The following is an 18,559-nucleotide window of genomic DNA, read 5'->3' as shown; positions in this document are numbered from 1 at the left end:
TAGTGTAAAATTCTTGTCCGGAAATATTAAAAAAAGAAAACCTGAGGTTGGGAGCCCCAGGTTTTAACTAACCAATTATTAACCTAAATTATGAAAAGTCTTTTTAATATTCTACACAAAGAATATTTCAACTATTGGACCAAAATCGCGCGAAAATTGCTATTTCACATTTCTTTAACAGATTACTGAGATTGAAATGACCAAACGGAAGACATTTCCAAAATAAGAACTGAAAATATACTGTTAAAAGAAATTAAAGAGACTATTCGGAGCCGATTTTTCATAAGAGAAATCAGGTTCTGCCGCAACATCAGGTAAAATCTTTGATTTTGTTAAGAAATGTATTTTAGCGGGATGTCTTTCTGCTGCCATTTTGACCAACTCCATCATGTAGTGATTGCTCTGATATCTTTTTACTTGTCCTTTTATATCTTCAAACCCGTTATACTGGCTGTATTGATCAATATATCCCATTCCATAAAAAACACCATTTTCAATGACAATACAGCTTTTTTCCTCGGAATTACGTCCTTTATCGATCAATACAAAGGATGGCTGCTGTTTGAGCCAATCCTCGATACAACGTTCCACCCGTGTATTGTGTAGGTCTCGATCGGGTAATTCGGTCTTCTTTAAAGCTTTCGTAGACAAACTGGCGTGCCCAAACTGACAAAATTGCGGATTAATAGCGTCATGCTGAATAAAGCTTTGCAACAACTGAATAGCGTCATATTCACGCTGAAACAGCTGAATACATTCCTGTCCCCTTGTTGTCTTCCCAATAGCCAGATGGAGATAGCCATTTTGATCCTCATAAGAGAACAAACCGAATTTAGGCTCATACCGTTTAAGTGCTCTATTATATTTTGGCCAGAACTTTTTGATTTCCGCACATTCCAACAACAATGACATCAGCTCTGTCCCGCAGCACTCATAACTTATATGATGAATTTCTTTTAAGAAATGTTGCCTTTGCGCTTGAATATTATTCCCTGTAAAATGAGACAATACTCTTTTTTTTATATTGACGGCTTTGCCAACATAAATTACTTTTCCAGCTTTGTCATGAAAATAATAGACTCCAGCCTCGTTGGGCAATTGTTCATACTCCAAGGGATTTAAATGCGGTGGAAAACGTTGATCTAGCGCTTTATGTTTAATCATATCCTGAAATACCTGTTCGGTATCTAGCACTTTCAAATAAGCAAAGAGAATGGCTGTTGCATCGGCGTCGCCACCCGCACGGTGCCTATTTTCAATCGGGATATCTAAATAATCACATAGGCGCCCCAAACTATAGGACAATAATCCCGGTTTTATTTTTCGCGCATAGCGTACTGTACACAATTTAATCGCTGACCACTCGAAGCCCGATTCCTGAAGTTGAAATCGAATGAATGAATAGTCAAAATTTACATTATGTGCAACAAAAATACGGTCTTTGAGCATTTCATAAATCTGCTCGGCTACCTGATCAAATAACGGAGCGTCCTTCACCATGTCATTGTCTATGCCCGTAAGCGCAAAAATCGAATTCGGAATTTCTTTCCCTGGATTAACCAAGGTCTCCCAACGTTCCAAAACCTGATTACCATCATGAATAACAATGGCAACCTCTGTGATCCTGCTCGATTTTGCATTGCCACCCGTAGTCTCTATGTCCACAATGGCAAATTCTTGTCTTTTGCTTTGATTTACACTCATAACGCAAAGCAAACATACTAAAAATATTAGCTATTCAAAAGAATCACCGCAATTTTACAAAACACGGAAGCCAATTATGCAATCTAACTGATAAAAATAGCTGTTTTTCTAAATGACTGTTCATATTATATATTGCTGGATTTTGTTTATTTTGGCTTTTCTTAATTAAATTCATGCTCATGGAAGTAACACAAAAAAATAACGATAAACACGGTAGCTTTGAGGTTATCGATCAGGAAAAGTCAGTGGCACAAATGACCTATACCTGGGCTGGCCCTACAAAATTCATTATAGACCATACGGAAGTAAGTTCCGAATACGCAGGAAAAGGGCTAGGCAAACAATTATTGATGGCAGCAGTGACCTATGCACGTAAAGAAAATTTAAAAATTATGCCTTTATGTCCTTTTGCAAAATCAGTTTTTGATAAGGACCCAGCATTAGCCGATGTGCTTTTTTAGGACCCCACCAATGTGAAAAAAGATGGTTATATTGCTGTAGTAGCAATGTAACCATCTTTTTTTGCCCCCTGTTTAGCTAATGGGCAATTGCTAATCAAGTTTGATTGCTAATTTGTTTATCAACTTAAAAATGAGATCAGCCGTTAGTTTGGCCGTTCTGGAATCAATATCGAAATGTGGATTGAATTCTGCAAAATCGACAGATTTTAGATTAGGCAGATCCAGTAGCATATCGTAGATCGTAAAAAACAAATGATCAGGGACTATACCGTTAAATGCCAATGCACTTACTCCCGGTGCATAGGCTGCAGCGAAAGCATCAAGATCAACCGTCAAATACACATAATCCACTAATTTGGAAAAACTAACAATTTGCTCCCGGATCAGATCAAGTTTTTCAATGACCAAACTCTCTCTTTCAATAATCTGCACATCCTTCTCTTTGGCATAGGTGAGCAATCCTTTGGTATTACTAATTTCTTGAATACCAATTGCTAAGTAATGAAATAGCAAATCTGCTTTAGACTGATCCTGCTCGATTTGATAGAATCCCGTTCCAGAATTCCCTTTGCCATCCTGCAATGGACGGATGTCTAAATGGGCATCCAAATTAATAATGCCAAGACTTTGATTACGACTCTTTAGAAATTTTTTAACACCCAAATAATGGCCATAAGTTACTTCATGGCCACCACCTAAGACGACTGGAAATCCTTCTTGCTCGAGAATACAATTTAAGGCAGCCCCTAGCCCCTGCTGAGATAATTCTAAATCACTGTCTTTTATAAGTATATCACCGCAGTCTTTAAGTTTTAGTTTATCAGAAAAATGTACAGGAAGGTTTGTTAATACATTCCGGAGTGCTGTCGGTCCATCTTTGGCGCCTACACGACCTTGATTGCGTGCAACCCCCTCATCGCTACAGAATCCGAGAAAAGCAATGGACTGCCTTAAATCGGGCTGCTCGAGAAGATCAACACAATCCATTAATTGATGCCAACGCATCCATTCACGATCCTGGCCATCGATACGCCCCTTCCAGACCGCTTGGTCTCCTTTGTTATATATTTCCGAATTATTCAACAATAAGTTCATTCGCTCAGATCAAATAATTGTTCGATAATATCGTCATCTACAAGTTGCGCGCGGGTAACTTGCAATGTGGTATTTCTCTCCATTGCACGATCTAACGCCTGATTAGCTTCCTTATTTCTAGCCCAAGCGCGCCTAGCAATCCCATTATTTACATCAAAATACAGCATCTTTTCCAATTTAAAAGCTGCTTCTGCAGAGCCATCTAGCAGTAGACCGAAGCCACCGTTGATGACTTCACCCCAACCGACTCCACCGCCATTGTGAATAGATACCCAAGTAGCCCCCCGGAAACTGTCGCCAATGACGTTATGAATAGCCATATCTGCTGTAAATTGACTGCCGTCGTAGATATTACTAGTCTCCCGATAAGGTGAATCGGTACCGCTCACATCATGATGGTCTCTTCCCAAAACAATAGGTGCTTCAAATAAGCCACTTTTTACGGCTTCATTAAAAGCCTTTGCTATGGCAATACGTCCATTTGAATCTGCATAAAGAATACGCGCCTGGGAGCCTACTACAAGTCTATTTTTACCGGCTTCTTTAATCCATTGAATATTATCTTGCATCTGCTGCTGAATCTCCACGGGAGCTTCTTTTCGGAGCTCTTCTAAAACTGTCATGGCTATTTCGTCTGATTTTTGAAGATCCAAAGCCTTTCCAGACGTACAAACCCAGCGAAAGGGTCCAAAACCATAGTCAAAACACATTGGGCCAAGAATATCCTGTACATAAGATGGGTAGCGGAACTGATCCTTTTTATCATTCCATACCGCTGCACCTGCACGGCTGCTCTCCAACAGAAACGCGTTACCGTAATCAAAGAAATAGGTTCCTTTAGCTACATGCTTATTGATGGCATCGACATGTCGTACCAAGCTTTCTTGTACACATCGCTTAAACCGGTCAGGATCGGTCGCTAACAACGCATTGGATTCTGCAAAGGTCAGCCCCATCGGATAATAGCCTCCAGACCAAGGATTATGTAATGATGTCTGATCAGATCCTACCGTGATGTGGATATTTTTGCGATCAAAGGCTTCCCACACTTCGACAATATTACCGATATAGGCGAAGGAAATTGTTTCCTTTTGATCCATCGCCAACTGTACTTGTTCAACGAGTTCATCGATGTTTTCTACCAATCGGTCTACCCAACCCTGTTCATGCCGCTTTCTTGCCGCAACGGGATTTATTTCAGCGCATACGGTGATACAGCCGGCAATATTACCTGCTTTGGGCTGCGCGCCACTCATACCGCCTAAACCAGAAGTCAAAAATACCTTGCCTTGAATTGTATCGTCTACCGTTAAATGTTTTCGGAAAGCGTTCATAACAGTAATTGTGGTGCCATGCACAATACCCTGCGGACCAATATACATATAGGAACCTGCTGTCATCTGCCCATATTGCGTAACACCTAAAGCGTTAAAACGTTCCCAGTCATCCGGTTTCGAATAGTTTGGAATCATCATGCCATTGGTTACAACAACACGAGGTGCATGTTGTGAGGAAGGGAAAAGACCCATTGGATGACCACTGTAAAGATGTAACGTTTGTTCATCTGTCATCTGCGAAAGATACTGCATGGTGAGGCGATATTGAGCCCAATTTTGGAAAACACCTCCATTACCACCATAGGTAATCAGTTCATGGGGATGTTGTGCTACGGCTGGATCAAGGTTGTTCTGAATCATCAACATAATAGCTGCCGCCTGCTTACTGGCTGCTGGATAATCATCTATCGGTCGAGCGTGCATTGCATATTGGGGTCTAAAGCGGTACATATAGATTCGGCCATAACTACGAAGCTCCGCTAAAAATTCAGGTGCTAAAACCGTATGCCATTGTTTGGGAAAATAACGTAATGCATTCCGTAGAGCCAGCTTCTCTTCCGACTTGGTGAGAATATCCTTTCGTCTGGGGGCATGACTTATTGTATGATCTCGTTCTACTTTTGGAGGTAATACGGTTGGAATACCTTCCGCAACCTCGCTCTTAAATGTATCTTCCATGTTGTTATATTGAGAATACTTCCTGACCATTTTTCCATACTGCTGTAGGCTGCAAGCTTCCTTGGTAGTAAGTAATATCTTGATAATTATCTGTTTTAAATAAACTAAAATCTGCTTTCATGCCCTTGGTCAACACGCCGCGATCCGACAGGTTTAAGGCTTTTGCAGCACGGTAGGTTAGTGCCGCAAGCAGCTCAGCATTCGTCAACTTTTCTGCTGTTGCCAAAATACTCGCACTCGTCAGTAACTGTCCCATGGGCGCGGAACCCGGATTCCAGTCACTTCCTATTGCCAAACATGCACCTGCATCCAACAACTTTCTAGCAGGTGTAAAACCACATCCAAGGCCGATAGAGGCGGCAGGCAGCGCTACAGCAACAGTAGCTGAGTGTGCGATAAGTTCTATTTCAGCCGCAGTTGATGCTTCAAGATGATCCGCAGATTGAGCACCGAGTTCTACAGCAATCTGACTTCCCGAAGTGGTAAACTGATCGGCATGAATAGTCAGATCAAAACCCATTTCTTTTGCTTTTCGTAAATAGGCCACAATGTCTTCCCCCTGAAAAGCCGTTTTTTCGATAAATGCGTCAATCCGATTCGACAGCCCTTCTGATTTCAATAGGGGAAAAAGATCTGTTGTGATCAGATGAAGATAATCTTTTGCGGATCCGTCGAAGTCCCGTGGGAGCATATGTGCCGCCAAACAAGTTGGAATAAGGTCTGATGCCGTACGACGATCCGATTCCTGAATGACCCGTAATATCTTAAGTTCTTCTTTAACATTGAGACCGTAACCACTTTTAACTTCAATTGTTGTGATTCCTTGCCTTAATAGAAAATTTGCGCGCTGGATAGTGAGATCAATCAATTCTTCTGCGTTACAATCCCGCGTATGGGAAACGGTGCTCCAGATCCCACCTCCTGCCGCTGCAATCTCCAGGTAGCTTGAGCCTGCATTTCGAAGGGCGAAATCATTCGCTCGATTACCGGCAAAAGCAATATGTGTATGGCAATCAATAAAGCCTGGCAGAACGACCTGACCTCCTTCTACAGGTACAAGTGCCGCCTCCTTTCCCCATTGCAGTTGTAGTTGCTCAAAATCCCCCACTTCCAATATATTGTTACCTGCTATTAAAATACCTCCTTCTTTAATAATAGCCAATTGTTTATCGTCGAGTGCCCCATTTACGGGCATATTTGACATCGTTAATATCTGCCTAAAAGGTCCAACTAATTTCAGCTCTTTTTCCATCATTCTTCGTTTAAAACATTTCAAACCTTTGTTTCAAATCCGCTTCAATCTCACCTGTAGCATATTGACGATGCAATGTGATCAGTTCGCCTGATTTTACGAGGCTTAGTGCCTCCGTCAGCAGCTCTTCCATCGGTTGATCGGATTCAATATGCGGAATGGACTGGCGAATTCTTGCATGGATAGCTTCCAATGCTGCAGTCGATTTTAATGGCTGATGGTAATCCTTGGCCTGTGCAGCACATAACAGTTCAATACTTAGTATTTTATCGACATTGTCAATGACCTGCAGTAATTTTCGGCCGGCAATAGATCCCATACTGACATGATCTTCCTGGCCTAAAGAGGTAGGAATACTATCTGCACTTGCAGGAAAACAAAGTCCTTTATTCTCACTTGCAATCGCGGCCGTGCTATATTGTAAGATCATAAATCCTGAATTGAGACCGGTTGACTTCATTAACAATTTTGGGACACCGTTGGTTTGACCTTCTAAAGACAAATAGACCCTTCGGTCCGAAATATTGCCAATTTCCGATGCGGCCAGTGTGGCATAATCCAAAGGCAAAGCGATTGACTGTCCGTGAAAGCTACCGCCACTAATGGTTAGTTCATCATTAATAATCACAGGATTGTCGGTCACTGCGTTTATTTCGATTTCTATGGTATCCTTCAAATGAAACCAAGCATTGCGTGATGCTCCATGGACCTGAGGGATACAGCGCAGCGAATAAGGATCTTGTACACGAGAACAGTCTTTGTGGCTTTCCAAAATAGCCGAGCCATGAAGCATGTTAAAAATGCTTGCAGCAACATAGCGGTTTCCTAGGTGCGGGCGTAATTGATGTAATTCTGTAAAAAATGGTTTTATTGAACCATTTAAGCCTTCAATCATTAAGGCAGCAATAATATCGGCGTTCTGAAGTACACGATTTAACTCGGCAACAGCCATCACACCATGTGCAGCCATAAATTGGGTTCCATTGATTAAAGCCAGCCCCTCTTTTGCGCCCAACTGAACCGGTGCCATACCGTGTTTTTCCAAAACAGCAGCTGTCTCCAAAATCTCCCCTTCTACGTTAACTTTTCCTAAGCCAATCAATGGTAAAAATAAATGTGACAATGGGGCCAAATCACCCGATGCGCCGACAGAACCTTGTTTAGGAACCACAGGAATGACATCATTTTCAATATGCCAAATAATCCGCTCAATCGTCGCATACTGAACTCCTGAAAATCCTTTAGAAAGCGCGTGAACTTTAAGAATAAGCATCAATTTGGCCAAATCATTGGCTATAGGTTCTCCCATACCGACAGCATGGCTTTTTAGAATATTTTCCTGTAATAGCTGCGTTTGACTTGCATCAATAGGTGTGGTGCACAATGGACCAAAACCTGTATTGATCCCATAGACAACCTCACCGCGCTCAACTATTTTCCTGACATAACTGGCGCTTTGCTCGATCTTATCCCTGACTTCGGTGGAAATCTCCCCGGTAACCGTTCCTTTTGTTATCGCTAAAGCTGTGGAGCATGTTAGCTGCCCACTGCCATATAAAAATTTTTCCATTATCATAACTGCTTTACTCAAATGTACTTGCTATATTTGATAATTAGAAATACCATTTTTATCATCAATTGATAACCATGAATTATCAAATAGAGCTAAGACATTTACTGTATTTTAAAGTATTGGCAGAAGAACTGCATTTTAGAAGGGCTGCCGAAAAATTGTTTATTGCGCAGCCAGGCTTGAGCAGGCAAATTAAGCAACTGGAGGAATCTTATGGCGTAACACTTTTTGAGCGTAATAAACGAAATGTTCAAATGACTGAAGCGGGGATATATCTCTTTCAGGAGGTGAAAGAACTATTTCGGCACTTGGATCAGATTGAAACTCAACTTCAAAGTTTTGCCAATGGTAAAATAAGCACCTTAAAGCTGGGGTTTATCGGGTCGGCTGTTCAAACAATCCTGCCGGAACTACTTGTCAATTTAAAACAGCAGCAGCCGGATATCGAGTTATCACTTCACGAACTAGCGAATGAAACCCAGCTGGATCTGCTGGAGAAAAAAGAACTTGACTTAGGGTTTGTTCGTCTTTCCGAAACGCCACCTGGATTATGTAGTCTGCCTATACATACAGAGCATTTTAGCCTCGTTTTACCCAACGATCATCCCCTATTGAAGTCACCGCAACCAAGTCTTGATGCGTTCAAAAATGAATCATTTATCTTATTTTCCAAAAACTATAGCCACTCTTATTATGATCTCGTCATGAGTATTTTTAGTGATCATAAGTTTATCCCCAAAGTTACTTTACGCACAGTGAATGCTTTGACCATTTTCAATATGGTTGCTCAGGGACTGGGTGTTGCCATTGTTCCTTCATCTTTAAAGAACGGCTACCATGTTGATGTCACTTTCCTTGAATTGAACAATTTACCACAACGAACAACGCTCTCCTTAGTTTGGAATGCCCACAATCGTAATCCGGGTATTCCATTGGTCACCCAGATCATCACTTCACAAGTAAAAAACGGATATAATACGTCAAAGCGGGATAATAAGGCATAAGTCCTTATTAAAAGAATGCCAAATAAATTGTTCGGATAAGCTTGTTCTTGTATTGCATATCAGAAACAAATTTTCTAAGTTTGAGGTATTTACTAAACTTAATAAAAAAACAAATTATGATTTTAGAAGTAGCTGTATTGCAAATTATTGAAGGACAACAATCCAATTTTGAAAGAGATTATAAAACAGCTTGCCAATATATTAGTGCGAGTAAAGGCTATATAACGCATTCTTTACGTAAATGTATTGAAAAAAACAACCAGTACATTCTGTTGGTTGAATGGGAAACTTTAGAAGACCATACCATTGGTTTCAGGGAGTCGGCATTATTTAAGGAATGGGAGAAACTTTTACATCATTACTACGATCCATTTCCAACAGTCGAACATTATGAAGTGTTAAAATAGTAGTTTTGTCGTCCTTTTCTACAATAATCTAGTATCTTTGTAGAAATTTTTGATATTCAACTTTTAACCCCTATAACGTCACAAGCGTTATAGCTTTGAACAGAACAAGATGTACACAAAAGAAAAAGCAAAAGTAAATAGTTTTACGGTAGATCATACCAAATTAAAACAAGGGATCTACGCTAAAGCTTCTACAACCAATAACAGCAATGTTGAAAGTTATACAACTTACGACATTCGCATGATCAGACCGAATTCTCCGGAGCGTATGCTATCACCTGAAGTCATGCATACATTAGAGCATTGTTTTGCAACAGAAATTAGAACCATCTTAGGTGATGAGGTTATTTATGTTGGACCAATGGGCTGTTGCACGGGATTTTATGTGGTATTGGCTGGAACAGCGAAAACTCCTCAGAATGTGGCGGAATTGATGAAAGAAGTATTAGAGACTGTTCTTACAGAAGGATACGAAGTACCTTTCCAAAACCCGATTAGCTGCGGAAATTACACATTCATGGATTTTCCCACCTCAAAACAGGCTTGTGTTAACTTCTTAAATCTAATTACTGCCGAAGAATTGGAATTTGAGTATCCATATATCGAAGAAAATTAAATGATCCTGAATAAAGATATTGAAACGATTATCTTGGTAGCAAATAAAAATGAGCTATCTTTTAATTCGACAAGTGAATCGACTTTTGTATACGAAATTGGTGTAGGTAAAGTAAATGCGCTCCTGTCCGTAGCTACGCTTTACGAAGACATCAAAGCATTAGGAATCAGTCCTGTTCTTCTCAATGTTGGCACGGTAGGCTGTACAAGGCATCCGATAGGCCATGTCCTTTATCCGGCATACTATGCACAAGGGGATGCTTATACGGATGGATTTTTCCTGGAAAACACCCTGTTTTTTAAAGGTCAAGGCGTATTGGAATCCATATCACTTGATGAATTTCGCTACGAAGATGCACTTTTGACATCGGATCGTTTTATCAATGTAAATACTGCTTTTTATCAGGATATCAAACATTTTAACCCTTTGGCATTTGATATGGAATCTTATGCCCTAGCGAATTTCTGTTTTCAAAAAAATCTCACCTTTCATAGTATTAAAATTGTTTCAGACAACTGTGATGGTACAGTTAAAGATTGGGAAAGTATTTTAGGAGAAATTTCAGGGAGATTAGGTGACATCCTCGATCAATTTATGAAAAAGCTGGATAACGAAAAAGCTGCTGCGGTCAGCATATCGTAATCTAATGAAATAGCAAAAAAAAGACCTGTAGAAATAGAGGTCTTTTTTTTTGCAAATTACCGCGTTCTTTCTTCAACAGCTTCCCTATTGTCTTTCTAATTTGAATTTATTCAAACTATTCTCTCCCGAGGTTGTTCAGATAAGTGGATTACAAGCCCATCGTTATAGTCAATATAACTCTTCCACACTGCAAATAAATCGATCTAATATTCTTATGAAGAAAAAGAAGAAAATAATAATTTCAAATAGACTGCCGATACAAATAGAGCGAAAAAAAGAAAAATTAATCATCAAGCCGAGTGCGGGCGGACTGGCAACCGGTTTAAATTCCGCCTTTGATACGGATGAAATACTTTGGGTTGGCTGGCCGGGAATTGTTCCCAAAGATGAAGAGGAAAAAGAAAAGATTGTCGAGCTTCTCAAACCGATGAACTTACTTCCTGTTTTCTTATCCAAAGATGAAATACGCAATTTCTACGAAGGTTATTCCAATGAGGTCCTCTGGCCTATTTGCCACTATCAGCCGAGCTACATTCATTTTGACCGCGAATATTGGTCTACCTATGTCATGGTAAATAAGAAATTCTGCGAGGCTGCGCTTTCTATCGATGAGCCATCCGATTTTATTTGGGTCCATGATTATCAGCTTATGCTACTCCCTCAACTGTTGCGTTTAGAAAACCAAGAGCTCAACATAGGTTATTTTCACCATATCCCCTTTCCTTCGGAAGAACTCTTTATGAACATTCCGCAACGTAAAGAATTGGTTGAAGGTTTACTGGGAGCAGATCTTATCGGATTTCATACTTTCGCCGATAGTCAGAACTTTCTAAATGCCTGCAAAAAAATACTGCATGTATCGTCTGGACATAACCAGCTCAAGTACAAAGACCGTCATATATTTATAGAATCCTTTCCGATGGGTATTGATTTTGATAAATTCGTCGAAGTCAGCAGTCAGCCTAAAATCCAGTCCATTGCAAGTCAATTCCGGAGCCATTTTCCCGATCAAAAGATTATTATAGCTGTCGATAGGCTCGATTATAGCAAAGGGATATTAGAGCGATTACGTGCATTCCTCACTTTCCTTGAAAAATACCCCGAATGGCATACAAAAGTTGTGCTATATATGCTTATCGTGCCCTCCAGGGATAAGGTATCGCAATACAAAAAACTGAAAGATGAGATTAACCGGAAGGTGAGTGAAATCAATTCCATTTATGGCAATCTAAGCTGGACGCCGGTACTATATTTTTATAAATCGCTTCCATTCGAAGAGCTGGTTGGATTATATGTTGCATCCGATATCTGTATGATTACATCTACGCGAGATGGGATGAATCTTGTAAGTAAAGAATACATCGCCAGTAAGACTTTATCAAAGGGGGTATTGATTTTAAGTGAGTTTGCAGGCGCCTCCAAGGAACTCGTTGATGCCTTGATTATTAACCCCTATAATCGTACAGAAACGGCAGACAGTATTTACCAAGCGCTTAAAATGCCGCCCGAAGAAATTCAGGAACGTACCGATGCCAATATTCAGATTATACAGAAGTTTAATGTACAGCATTGGGTGCAGCTCTTTACCAATCGTTTGGCTGAGACCAAAGCCATACAACGTGACGAATGGGCAAGGCGAATCTCAGATAAGGTATTGAATAGTATTTCAGAAAGGTATAGCAAAAGTAGCAATAGACTCTTTTTTCTGGACTATGATGGTACCTTGGTCAAATTCCAGAATCATGCCCAAAAAGCAACTCCGACGACCTTGCTGTATAACCTTTTGGATAATATCATTTCTGATCCACTCAATACATTGGTCATCATAAGCGGCCGATCACAAGAGAGCCTATCGTCTTGGTTTGACGGTCGATCGTACTATTTAGTTGCCGAACATGGTATTTGGTCAAATTTCCCAAATTTCAACTGGTCGTATAAAAAAGGATTGGCCCTCCACTGGATGCCTGAAGTAAAAAAGCTGATGGAGAAACTGGCCGATCAAACTCCGGGTGCTTACATTGAGGTCAAGCCCTACTCGTTAGCTTGGCATTATAGAAAAGTAGAACTGGGCTTAGGCGAACTTAAAGCAACCGAGCTAAAGGAGACCTTAAACCCAATGCTCAACGACTATGGATTACAACTATTGGACGGAAATGCTGTTATTGAGGTCAAAAATACAGAAGTTAATAAAGGTAAGGCGGCATTGGAAATCGCAGGACATATAAAAGCAGATTTCATGTTGGCTATTGGCGACGACATTACCGACGAGGATCTATTCAAGTATTTACCGCAATCGACCATAAGTATTAAGGTAGGAAGCAACAAATCTGCAGCAAAATATTATTTAGATGAACAAGAAGATGTTCTTCAATTTTTAAATCAACTTATCGTAAAATAATGAACGAAAATACAACAGAAAACAGACATATCTACCAATCTGGAATCATTGGAAATTGTTCCTACATAGCGCATGTTGGCATTGACACAAACATATCATGGTTGTGCTGGCCATCGTTCGAAGATAGCTTTGTATTCGGCAGTATGATCGATAAAAATCAAGGTGGAACTTTCAAGATCAGTTCAGAGGAACCAGTTGTGGAAACCAAGCAGTATTACATCAAAAACTCTAATGTGCTCTGCACGGAAATCCATACGGAATCCTATGCCTATCGTATTACAGATTTTGCACCACGTTTTGAACAATTCGGGCGGTATTTTAAACCCTTGATGCTAATACGAAAGATCGAACCACTGCATGGTGCCCCTAGCGTCAACATCAGATGTCAGCCGACTGCTGACTACGGCCGATTGGCACTTAAGCCTACCCGTGGCAGCAACCATATTCTTTATAGCAACGATCAGGTCGGAGAACGGATTCGACTTACCACTGATCTGCCTATTTCACATTTCTTCCAAGAGGAAAGCTGGACCATTATCAGTGAAAATAAATACCTTATACTGACGTATGATGCAGCTTTCGAATCGGCCATTGTGAGCACCTGTGAGGATTTCCTCCATAAGACGCTCAGTTATTGGCAGCGATGGATTAAAAGGTGTAGTATTCCCAACATTTATCAAACAGAAGTTATCCGATCGGCTCTGGTGCTGAAACTTCATCAATATGAGGACACAGGAGCAATTATCGCTGCATCAACAACTAGTCTGCCCGAGTATCCAGGTTCGGGAAGAAACTGGGACTACCGTTATTGTTGGGTACGTGATAGTTATTATGTCCTAACAGCATTGACGCACATCGGTCAATTTGAAGAAATGGAAAGCTTTGCAAATTATATTGCTGGCATCACGCATCGCAACCCTGGAAGACTTCAGCCTTTATACGGTATCCTTGGTACCACCGAGCTGACAGAACAGATCTTACCTTACCTAAAAGGCTATCAGGATAACGGTCCAGTACGGATTGGCAATCAAGCTTTTGAACATATTCAAAATGATGTATATGGCCAGGCAATGATTGCGTTGTTACCTCTTTTCACCGACCAGCGTTTTAAAATTCATGAAAACAAGAATGTGTTAGGCTGGGTAAATTTCATTCTCGAAAAGATTGAGGCTACTATAGAGGAAAAAGATGCCGGCATCTGGGAGTTTAGAAATTTTGCCAACCACCATTGTTATTCCAATCTTTTTCAATGGGTCGGATGTAAGGCGGCCCTGTTGATTGCGCGTCAAAATGGTTATCAAGATATGGAGGATCGCGCGAATGTCCTCTTAAAAAAAGCAGAAGCTTACATCGAGGCCTGTTATGACGAAGAGCGAAAAGTTTATCAGAATGCTATTAATAGCCGGAATTTAGACGCCAGTACCTTGCAGCTCATCGTCATGGATTACCTTGACCCAAAATCGGAACGCGCCCTTCATCATCTCGAAATGCTGGAAAAGGAATTAAAAGGCGAAAATGGACTTTTCTATCGATATAAACATCAGGATGATTTCGGCAGACCCAAATCCACTTTCTTAGTCTGTGCATTTTGGTACGTGGAAGCGCTGGCCTGTGTCGGGCGTGTGGAGGAAGCGAAAGAGATCCTGGAACGTTTGCTGACCTACAGCAATCACCTGGGTCTGTTCAGTGAGGATGTTACCGAGGACAATGGCAGCCAATGGGGCAATTTCCCACAAGCCTACAGTCACGTTGGATTGATGAATGCTGTTTATCGTCTTGCCATAAAATTAGATAAACCAATTTTTCATTGACATAAAAACAAAATGTGCGATCAAAATAAATTGATCGCACATTTTTACACGTATAATTGCCAATTAAATGGCCTTGATAAAATATTACAATTTATCCAGCCAGTTTTCTACCTCTTCTTTGGTTTTTCCGGTCTTTTGTTGCAATTTACCCAACAATTCATCTTCCTTTCCCTCTGCATATAACAGATCATCATCGGTTAAATCTGCATATTGCTGTTTCACTTTACCTTTCAGCTCGTTCCAACGGCCTTTCCATGTTAAATTACTCATAAATGCTCCTTGTTTTAAAAAAATGAAATGTGTGTACTTATATACTTATATCAATGCCTGTTTATAGCTATCAAAATGTTCACAGATTTCCTCTATCCCGATTCGCTTGCCCATCAAGTCTATAAAACGGTTTTTATACAATGAAAATATGTATAGTCCCGTTGCCAAACTTCCTATGACAAAAATACCTTCCAGCTCATTACTCTTCACAAGCTTATTGTTCAGACGGCACTCTTTGAGTAATGGAATGTTATAAGAAGACCATTTACCCATTTTATCTTTGAGTACCAAACCAATATTTTTTGTCCCTGTCATCATTTCAGCTCCTTTTATTAGAAAAACAGCTACGTTGCTTCAAATGTTTTCTATTTTTGTCATTTTGAAAAGAATAGGTCTTTCATACACAAGAGCAAGTAATTATACGGTGACGTCCAAAAAAAATGTTTCCAATTGATCAATTGGAAACATGCTGTTAAAGATTGCTATTGCTATTTTTTGTTAGCGTTTACCTGGTAAATAGATTTGAAAACCTACGCCAACGCCTAAACCACTCGCACCGCTACCTGTATTAATATTGGCCTTGCTATAATTGTAGCCAAAGGTAGCTTCCAAAGCAACAGTTCGTGTGATAAAATGTGCATATCCAACATTGGCTCCTACCGCCAGCGCGACATCTTTGCCCCTAGAACTTCCTGAAATGCCAATGTCTCCCTGTCCAAAAAACCGACCTGTACTTGATCCCGCATTTGGAAAGTAATAACGCACAAATGGCGCTACACCATAGGTCCATTCGTTATCAGCATCTTTTTGAGTAGCCAGACCAAGATTTGCCTGTGCACCAATAGCCAATCCATCGGACACGAAATAACCAGCTCGTGGTTGAAGTGCTACATTAAATGATTTTCCTTCAAAACTATAGCCAAGATTACCGATCGATCCACCGACCATCCAATTTCCTTGTCGAATAGGTTCAATTCCGACATCCGATGACATCTGTGGCGTGGTTTCAATTTTCTGAGCATGGGCCTGATACCCAATTCCTGCTGTTATTAATAAAAGAAGTGTCAATTTTCTCATAGTATCTCTATTATCTAAATTACTTTACTGTAATAACAAGATCGACAAATGAAAAGTTTTAAATTTATTCTTAAAATATATCGTGTTGTCATTTTAAAAAAAAGAGAACCAATCAGATTTGGCTCATGTTCCTATTAAAAAGACTATGAATACAGCAATTCAATTTGGCGATACTATTTCAGATTATTCCCGAGAAAGCTCCCCATTCTTGTACGAAATAGCCCCAGTGAAAAACGAACCGGATAGCTACGATCTTAAGCCAATTTATGGGCCATCCAAGGTTTCGGATCGGGATGTGGTCAACCTCAAACTAAATTCTCCAAAAAGTATGGCTGGCCCTGATCCAAGTGAAGAAGAACAACGCGACCGTACCACTAAAGAAAAGATTAATACAGAAGAGGATCAACATAAAGAGAAACCAGATCATTCAGAAGAAGATATTTATGATACTGATTCAGAACAAAAAGAAAAGGACAAAAAAAACTCCCACAACTAAGGGAGTTTTTTTTGTGGATATAACGAAGAGGTACGAGTGACCTTTTCTAAGTGCTCCTTTAAGGTTTAGATTGTATAGCATTGATACTATCCTTCCTAAGCGTGTCTGCCAAACTGGTATCCTTCTGCATGCTCATTTTTTGTTGCTCGCTTAAATTGTACCTTGTTTCATCGGCAGCGCTCGGAGCGATATTGTCCGCCTGACCACTTCCCTCTGCTGGATTTTTATTTGGATTTTGGCACGCAAAGAATAGTGTGCTGCAAAATAATAACGTTCCCAAAACTACCGTGAATTTCTTGCTCTTTTTCATATTCTATTTTGTTTTTGTGATCAACCTTTTTCTTAAGAACCACATTCAGAACTTATTAGTTTAATAAAAACTGATAAAAAACAATCATTTAAACTTCTGCTTAAAAAAATAGACAGTTCCCATACTCCACTAAATACAGAAGGATACCCGTAATAAAGACATTTTTTAATGGAACAAATACCCAATTGACCAGTCCCAAATCTGTTGCCCATTTTTATCGGGACGCTTTCAATTGTGTATTCTTGTAGCGTTTAGGCTACAAAATGATCAATCCGCAGGTGTACGTATTTTTCCCGTATGCCTGTTTAAACAAGTTTTAGATGAACATGAAAACGTAAATGTAGCACTTTAATTGCACCTCCATGTATCAAATAAACATCAATCAATTTAACAAACGATACTATGAGCAATTCCAATTTGAATATTTTAGTCGAGGAAAAAAGAAGTCTTTTGAAACATTTTGCGGGGAAATTCACCAATGATCCTGATGAAAAAGAGGATTTAATTCAAGAGACGCTTATTCGTGCATTGAAATCGATCGATGATTTTATCCGTCATCCAAAATTAATGTCGTGGCTCTACGTTATTATGAAAAATGTTTACATTAATCAATATCGTAAAGCCAAACGTACAAACGACATCCATGAAACATACATCGGTCTAGAAAGCACTAACACTGTAGAATCCAATAAAAGTGACAACAAGTTTATCGCTGATGATATTCAAAAAGCGATGTGCAGTTTGTCGGAAGAAAATTACCAAGTGTTTCAATTGTTCCTCGAGGGATACAAATACCATGAGATCGCCACCTATTTTGGCATGCCCGAAGGAACAATCAAAACCAGGATACACATGACGCGAAAAAAGCTTCAAAAACAGCTTAAAATTTACAGATTAAAATAAAACAAAATGTAGCTTTTGAGGTTATCTACCTAGAGTAACTTAACCTGATAACTGACAATTCGCTAAATAATAAATATATGAAATCAGAAGTTAAAATAACAAATCAGCACAATATGGTCATTACGCTGATTATCTGTGGCGGTCCTATTGGAAAGGGAAATGGTAAGACCATTGTACAAGCGGAAGTTCCGAACACATTAGACAAAAATCGAACTAAAGTAGACACCGAAAAAGGTAAAAAATCTTCTTCTGTAAATAAAACAAAATAGATTAAAATTTACGATTATAGCTATAGCGGGCTGCTTTTGTAAAAAAAGCAGCCTTTTTTTACCTCTTTCTTTTTAATTATCTGATAGTCCATCCCCCATTCTGTTGAAAATACCTTTTATATGTGAATTATACGCATCTTATCTTTTTCGAAAACCGGAGAGACCTCTCATCCGTTCTTACAAGAAAGATTAAAAATTCACTCATCAGCATGATATAATGGAAACCAACCTTATAAATGACCATAGAATGATCAAC

Annotated in this window: 19 protein-coding genes; 10 read left to right on the top strand and 9 right to left on the bottom strand. The window is 39.7% G+C overall.

The window, feature by feature from the left end; genetic code table 11:
• Positions 1-243 precede the first annotated feature (243 nt).
• Entirely contained in the window at positions 244-1,704 is a 1,461-nt protein-coding gene (locus tag GVK91_RS01885; protein ID WP_182332005.1) for an exonuclease domain-containing protein, read from the bottom strand.
• 179 nt (positions 1,705-1,883) lie between these two features.
• On the opposite strand from GVK91_RS01885, the gene GVK91_RS01880 reads away from it, so the two are divergent.
• Positions 1,884-2,165, top strand: coding sequence for a GNAT family N-acetyltransferase (locus GVK91_RS01880; protein WP_153847362.1), 282 nt, complete (start codon positions 1,884-1,886; stop codon positions 2,163-2,165).
• Between the two features lie 90 nt (positions 2,166-2,255).
• Here GVK91_RS01880 and hutG read toward each other — a convergent pair whose 3' ends face one another.
• The 4 genes from hutG to hutH are packed head-to-tail and all read right to left on the bottom strand — an operon-like array spanning position 2,256 to position 8,097.
• A complete protein-coding gene (hutG, locus tag GVK91_RS01875) occupies positions 2,256-3,260 on the bottom strand; it encodes a formimidoylglutamase (protein ID WP_153847363.1) in 1,005 nt (334 codons plus the stop codon).
• Positions 3,257-5,275, bottom strand: a complete 2,019-nt coding sequence (locus tag GVK91_RS01870; RefSeq protein ID WP_159726633.1) for a urocanate hydratase — start codon at positions 5,273-5,275, stop codon at positions 3,257-3,259. The genes hutG and GVK91_RS01870 overlap by 4 nt, the downstream gene beginning before the upstream one ends.
• Before the next feature lie 4 nt (positions 5,276-5,279).
• On the bottom strand, positions 5,280-6,530 hold the full coding sequence (gene hutI, locus GVK91_RS01865; RefSeq protein WP_182332001.1) for an imidazolonepropionase: 1,251 nt from the start codon (positions 6,528-6,530) through the stop codon (positions 5,280-5,282).
• 7 nt (positions 6,531-6,537) lie between these two features.
• On the bottom strand, positions 6,538-8,097 hold the full coding sequence (gene hutH, locus GVK91_RS01860) for a histidine ammonia-lyase (RefSeq protein ID WP_235032737.1): 1,560 nt from the start codon (positions 8,095-8,097) through the stop codon (positions 6,538-6,540).
• A 77-nt stretch (positions 8,098-8,174) separates the two neighbouring features.
• Here hutH and GVK91_RS01855 point away from each other — a divergent pair, with 77 nt between their 5' ends.
• The 6 genes from GVK91_RS01855 to GVK91_RS01830 all read left to right on the top strand — a co-directional run bounded on the left by GVK91_RS01855 (position 8,175) and on the right by GVK91_RS01830 (position 14,978).
• Positions 8,175-9,104, top strand: coding sequence for a LysR family transcriptional regulator (locus GVK91_RS01855; protein ID WP_153847366.1), 930 nt, complete (start codon positions 8,175-8,177; stop codon positions 9,102-9,104).
• 116 nt (positions 9,105-9,220) lie between these two features.
• Positions 9,221-9,511: an antibiotic biosynthesis monooxygenase gene (locus GVK91_RS01850; protein WP_153847367.1), complete on the top strand. Its 291-nt coding sequence runs from the start codon at positions 9,221-9,223 to the stop codon at positions 9,509-9,511.
• Positions 9,512-9,620: 109 nt separating this feature from the next.
• A complete protein-coding gene (locus tag GVK91_RS01845) occupies positions 9,621-10,127 on the top strand; it encodes an S-ribosylhomocysteine lyase (protein ID WP_075992695.1) in 507 nt (168 codons plus the stop codon).
• Positions 10,128-10,769 carry a hypothetical protein gene (locus tag GVK91_RS01840; RefSeq protein ID WP_153847369.1) on the top strand — a complete coding sequence of 214 codons (642 nt, stop codon included), beginning with the start codon at positions 10,128-10,130 and terminating at the stop codon, positions 10,767-10,769. It begins immediately after the preceding gene.
• A 214-nt stretch (positions 10,770-10,983) separates the two neighbouring features.
• A complete protein-coding gene (locus tag GVK91_RS01835; RefSeq protein WP_153847370.1) occupies positions 10,984-13,167 on the top strand; it encodes a bifunctional alpha,alpha-trehalose-phosphate synthase (UDP-forming)/trehalose-phosphatase in 2,184 nt (727 codons plus the stop codon).
• The gene (locus GVK91_RS01830; RefSeq protein WP_159726629.1) at positions 13,167-14,978 is read left to right on the top strand and encodes a glycoside hydrolase family 15 protein; all 1,812 of its coding nucleotides are present in this window, start codon (positions 13,167-13,169) and stop codon (positions 14,976-14,978) included. The genes GVK91_RS01835 and GVK91_RS01830 overlap by 1 nt, the downstream gene beginning before the upstream one ends.
• 84 nt (positions 14,979-15,062) lie before the next feature.
• Here GVK91_RS01830 and GVK91_RS01825 read toward each other — a convergent pair whose 3' ends face one another.
• The 3 genes from GVK91_RS01825 to GVK91_RS01815 all read right to left on the bottom strand — a co-directional run bounded on the left by GVK91_RS01825 (position 15,063) and on the right by GVK91_RS01815 (position 16,325).
• Positions 15,063-15,248, bottom strand: a complete 186-nt coding sequence (locus GVK91_RS01825) for a CsbD family protein (protein WP_075992699.1) — start codon at positions 15,246-15,248, stop codon at positions 15,063-15,065.
• A gap of 45 nt (positions 15,249-15,293) precedes the next feature.
• Positions 15,294-15,566: a hypothetical protein gene (locus tag GVK91_RS01820; protein ID WP_159726627.1), complete on the bottom strand. Its 273-nt coding sequence runs from the start codon at positions 15,564-15,566 to the stop codon at positions 15,294-15,296.
• A gap of 180 nt (positions 15,567-15,746) precedes the next feature.
• Entirely contained in the window at positions 15,747-16,325 is a 579-nt protein-coding gene (locus GVK91_RS01815; protein ID WP_075992701.1) for a hypothetical protein, read from the bottom strand.
• 145 nt (positions 16,326-16,470) lie between these two features.
• On the opposite strand from GVK91_RS01815, the gene GVK91_RS01810 reads away from it, so the two are divergent.
• Positions 16,471-16,821, top strand: a complete 351-nt coding sequence (locus GVK91_RS01810) for a hypothetical protein (RefSeq protein ID WP_159726625.1) — start codon at positions 16,471-16,473, stop codon at positions 16,819-16,821.
• 58 nt (positions 16,822-16,879) lie between these two features.
• On the opposite strand, the gene GVK91_RS01805 is transcribed toward GVK91_RS01810, so the two are convergent.
• Entirely contained in the window at positions 16,880-17,131 is a 252-nt protein-coding gene (locus GVK91_RS01805) for a hypothetical protein (RefSeq protein ID WP_153848526.1), read from the bottom strand.
• A gap of 402 nt (positions 17,132-17,533) precedes the next feature.
• Here GVK91_RS01805 and GVK91_RS01800 point away from each other — a divergent pair, with 402 nt between their 5' ends.
• Positions 17,534-18,034, top strand: a complete 501-nt coding sequence (locus tag GVK91_RS01800; protein WP_153848527.1) for an RNA polymerase sigma factor — start codon at positions 17,534-17,536, stop codon at positions 18,032-18,034.
• A 77-nt stretch (positions 18,035-18,111) separates the two neighbouring features.
• The gene (locus GVK91_RS01795) at positions 18,112-18,303 is read left to right on the top strand and encodes a hypothetical protein (RefSeq protein WP_153848528.1); all 192 of its coding nucleotides are present in this window, start codon (positions 18,112-18,114) and stop codon (positions 18,301-18,303) included.
• Positions 18,304-18,559: the final 256 nt, after the last annotated feature.

This window comes from Sphingobacterium sp. 18053 (genome assembly GCF_902706145.1).
Classification (GTDB): Bacteria; Bacteroidota; Bacteroidia; order Sphingobacteriales; family Sphingobacteriaceae; genus Sphingobacterium; species Sphingobacterium paramultivorum.
This window is presented reverse-complemented; position numbering and strand designations above follow the sequence as displayed.

Excerpts from the sequence above, each read along its gene's own strand:
- GVK91_RS01885 (WP_182332005.1), bottom strand. The coding sequence starts at position 1,704 with ATGAGTGTAAATCAAAGCAAAAGACAAGAATTTGCCATTGTGGACATA.
- GVK91_RS01880 (WP_153847362.1), top strand. The coding sequence starts at position 1,884 with ATGGAAGTAACACAAAAAAATAACGATAAACACGGTAGCTTTGAGGTT.
- hutG (WP_153847363.1), bottom strand. The coding sequence starts at position 3,260 with ATGAACTTATTGTTGAATAATTCGGAAATATATAACAAAGGAGACCAA.
- GVK91_RS01870 (WP_159726633.1), bottom strand. The coding sequence starts at position 5,275 with ATGGAAGATACATTTAAGAGCGAGGTTGCGGAAGGTATTCCAACCGTA.
- hutI (WP_182332001.1), bottom strand. The coding sequence starts at position 6,530 with ATGATGGAAAAAGAGCTGAAATTAGTTGGACCTTTTAGGCAGATATTA.
- hutH (WP_235032737.1), bottom strand. The coding sequence starts at position 8,097 with ATGGAAAAATTTTTATATGGCAGTGGGCAGCTAACATGCTCCACAGCT.
- GVK91_RS01855 (WP_153847366.1), top strand. The coding sequence starts at position 8,175 with ATGAATTATCAAATAGAGCTAAGACATTTACTGTATTTTAAAGTATTG.
- GVK91_RS01850 (WP_153847367.1), top strand. The coding sequence starts at position 9,221 with ATGATTTTAGAAGTAGCTGTATTGCAAATTATTGAAGGACAACAATCC.
- GVK91_RS01845 (WP_075992695.1), top strand. The coding sequence starts at position 9,621 with ATGTACACAAAAGAAAAAGCAAAAGTAAATAGTTTTACGGTAGATCAT.
- GVK91_RS01840 (WP_153847369.1), top strand. The coding sequence starts at position 10,128 with ATGATCCTGAATAAAGATATTGAAACGATTATCTTGGTAGCAAATAAA.
- GVK91_RS01835 (WP_153847370.1), top strand. The coding sequence starts at position 10,984 with ATGAAGAAAAAGAAGAAAATAATAATTTCAAATAGACTGCCGATACAA.
- GVK91_RS01830 (WP_159726629.1), top strand. The coding sequence starts at position 13,167 with ATGAACGAAAATACAACAGAAAACAGACATATCTACCAATCTGGAATC.
- GVK91_RS01825 (WP_075992699.1), bottom strand. The coding sequence starts at position 15,248 with ATGAGTAATTTAACATGGAAAGGCCGTTGGAACGAGCTGAAAGGTAAA.
- GVK91_RS01820 (WP_159726627.1), bottom strand. The coding sequence starts at position 15,566 with ATGATGACAGGGACAAAAAATATTGGTTTGGTACTCAAAGATAAAATG.
- GVK91_RS01815 (WP_075992701.1), bottom strand. The coding sequence starts at position 16,325 with ATGAGAAAATTGACACTTCTTTTATTAATAACAGCAGGAATTGGGTAT.
- GVK91_RS01810 (WP_159726625.1), top strand. The coding sequence starts at position 16,471 with ATGAATACAGCAATTCAATTTGGCGATACTATTTCAGATTATTCCCGA.
- GVK91_RS01805 (WP_153848526.1), bottom strand. The coding sequence starts at position 17,131 with ATGAAAAAGAGCAAGAAATTCACGGTAGTTTTGGGAACGTTATTATTT.
- GVK91_RS01800 (WP_153848527.1), top strand. The coding sequence starts at position 17,534 with ATGAGCAATTCCAATTTGAATATTTTAGTCGAGGAAAAAAGAAGTCTT.
- GVK91_RS01795 (WP_153848528.1), top strand. The coding sequence starts at position 18,112 with ATGAAATCAGAAGTTAAAATAACAAATCAGCACAATATGGTCATTACG.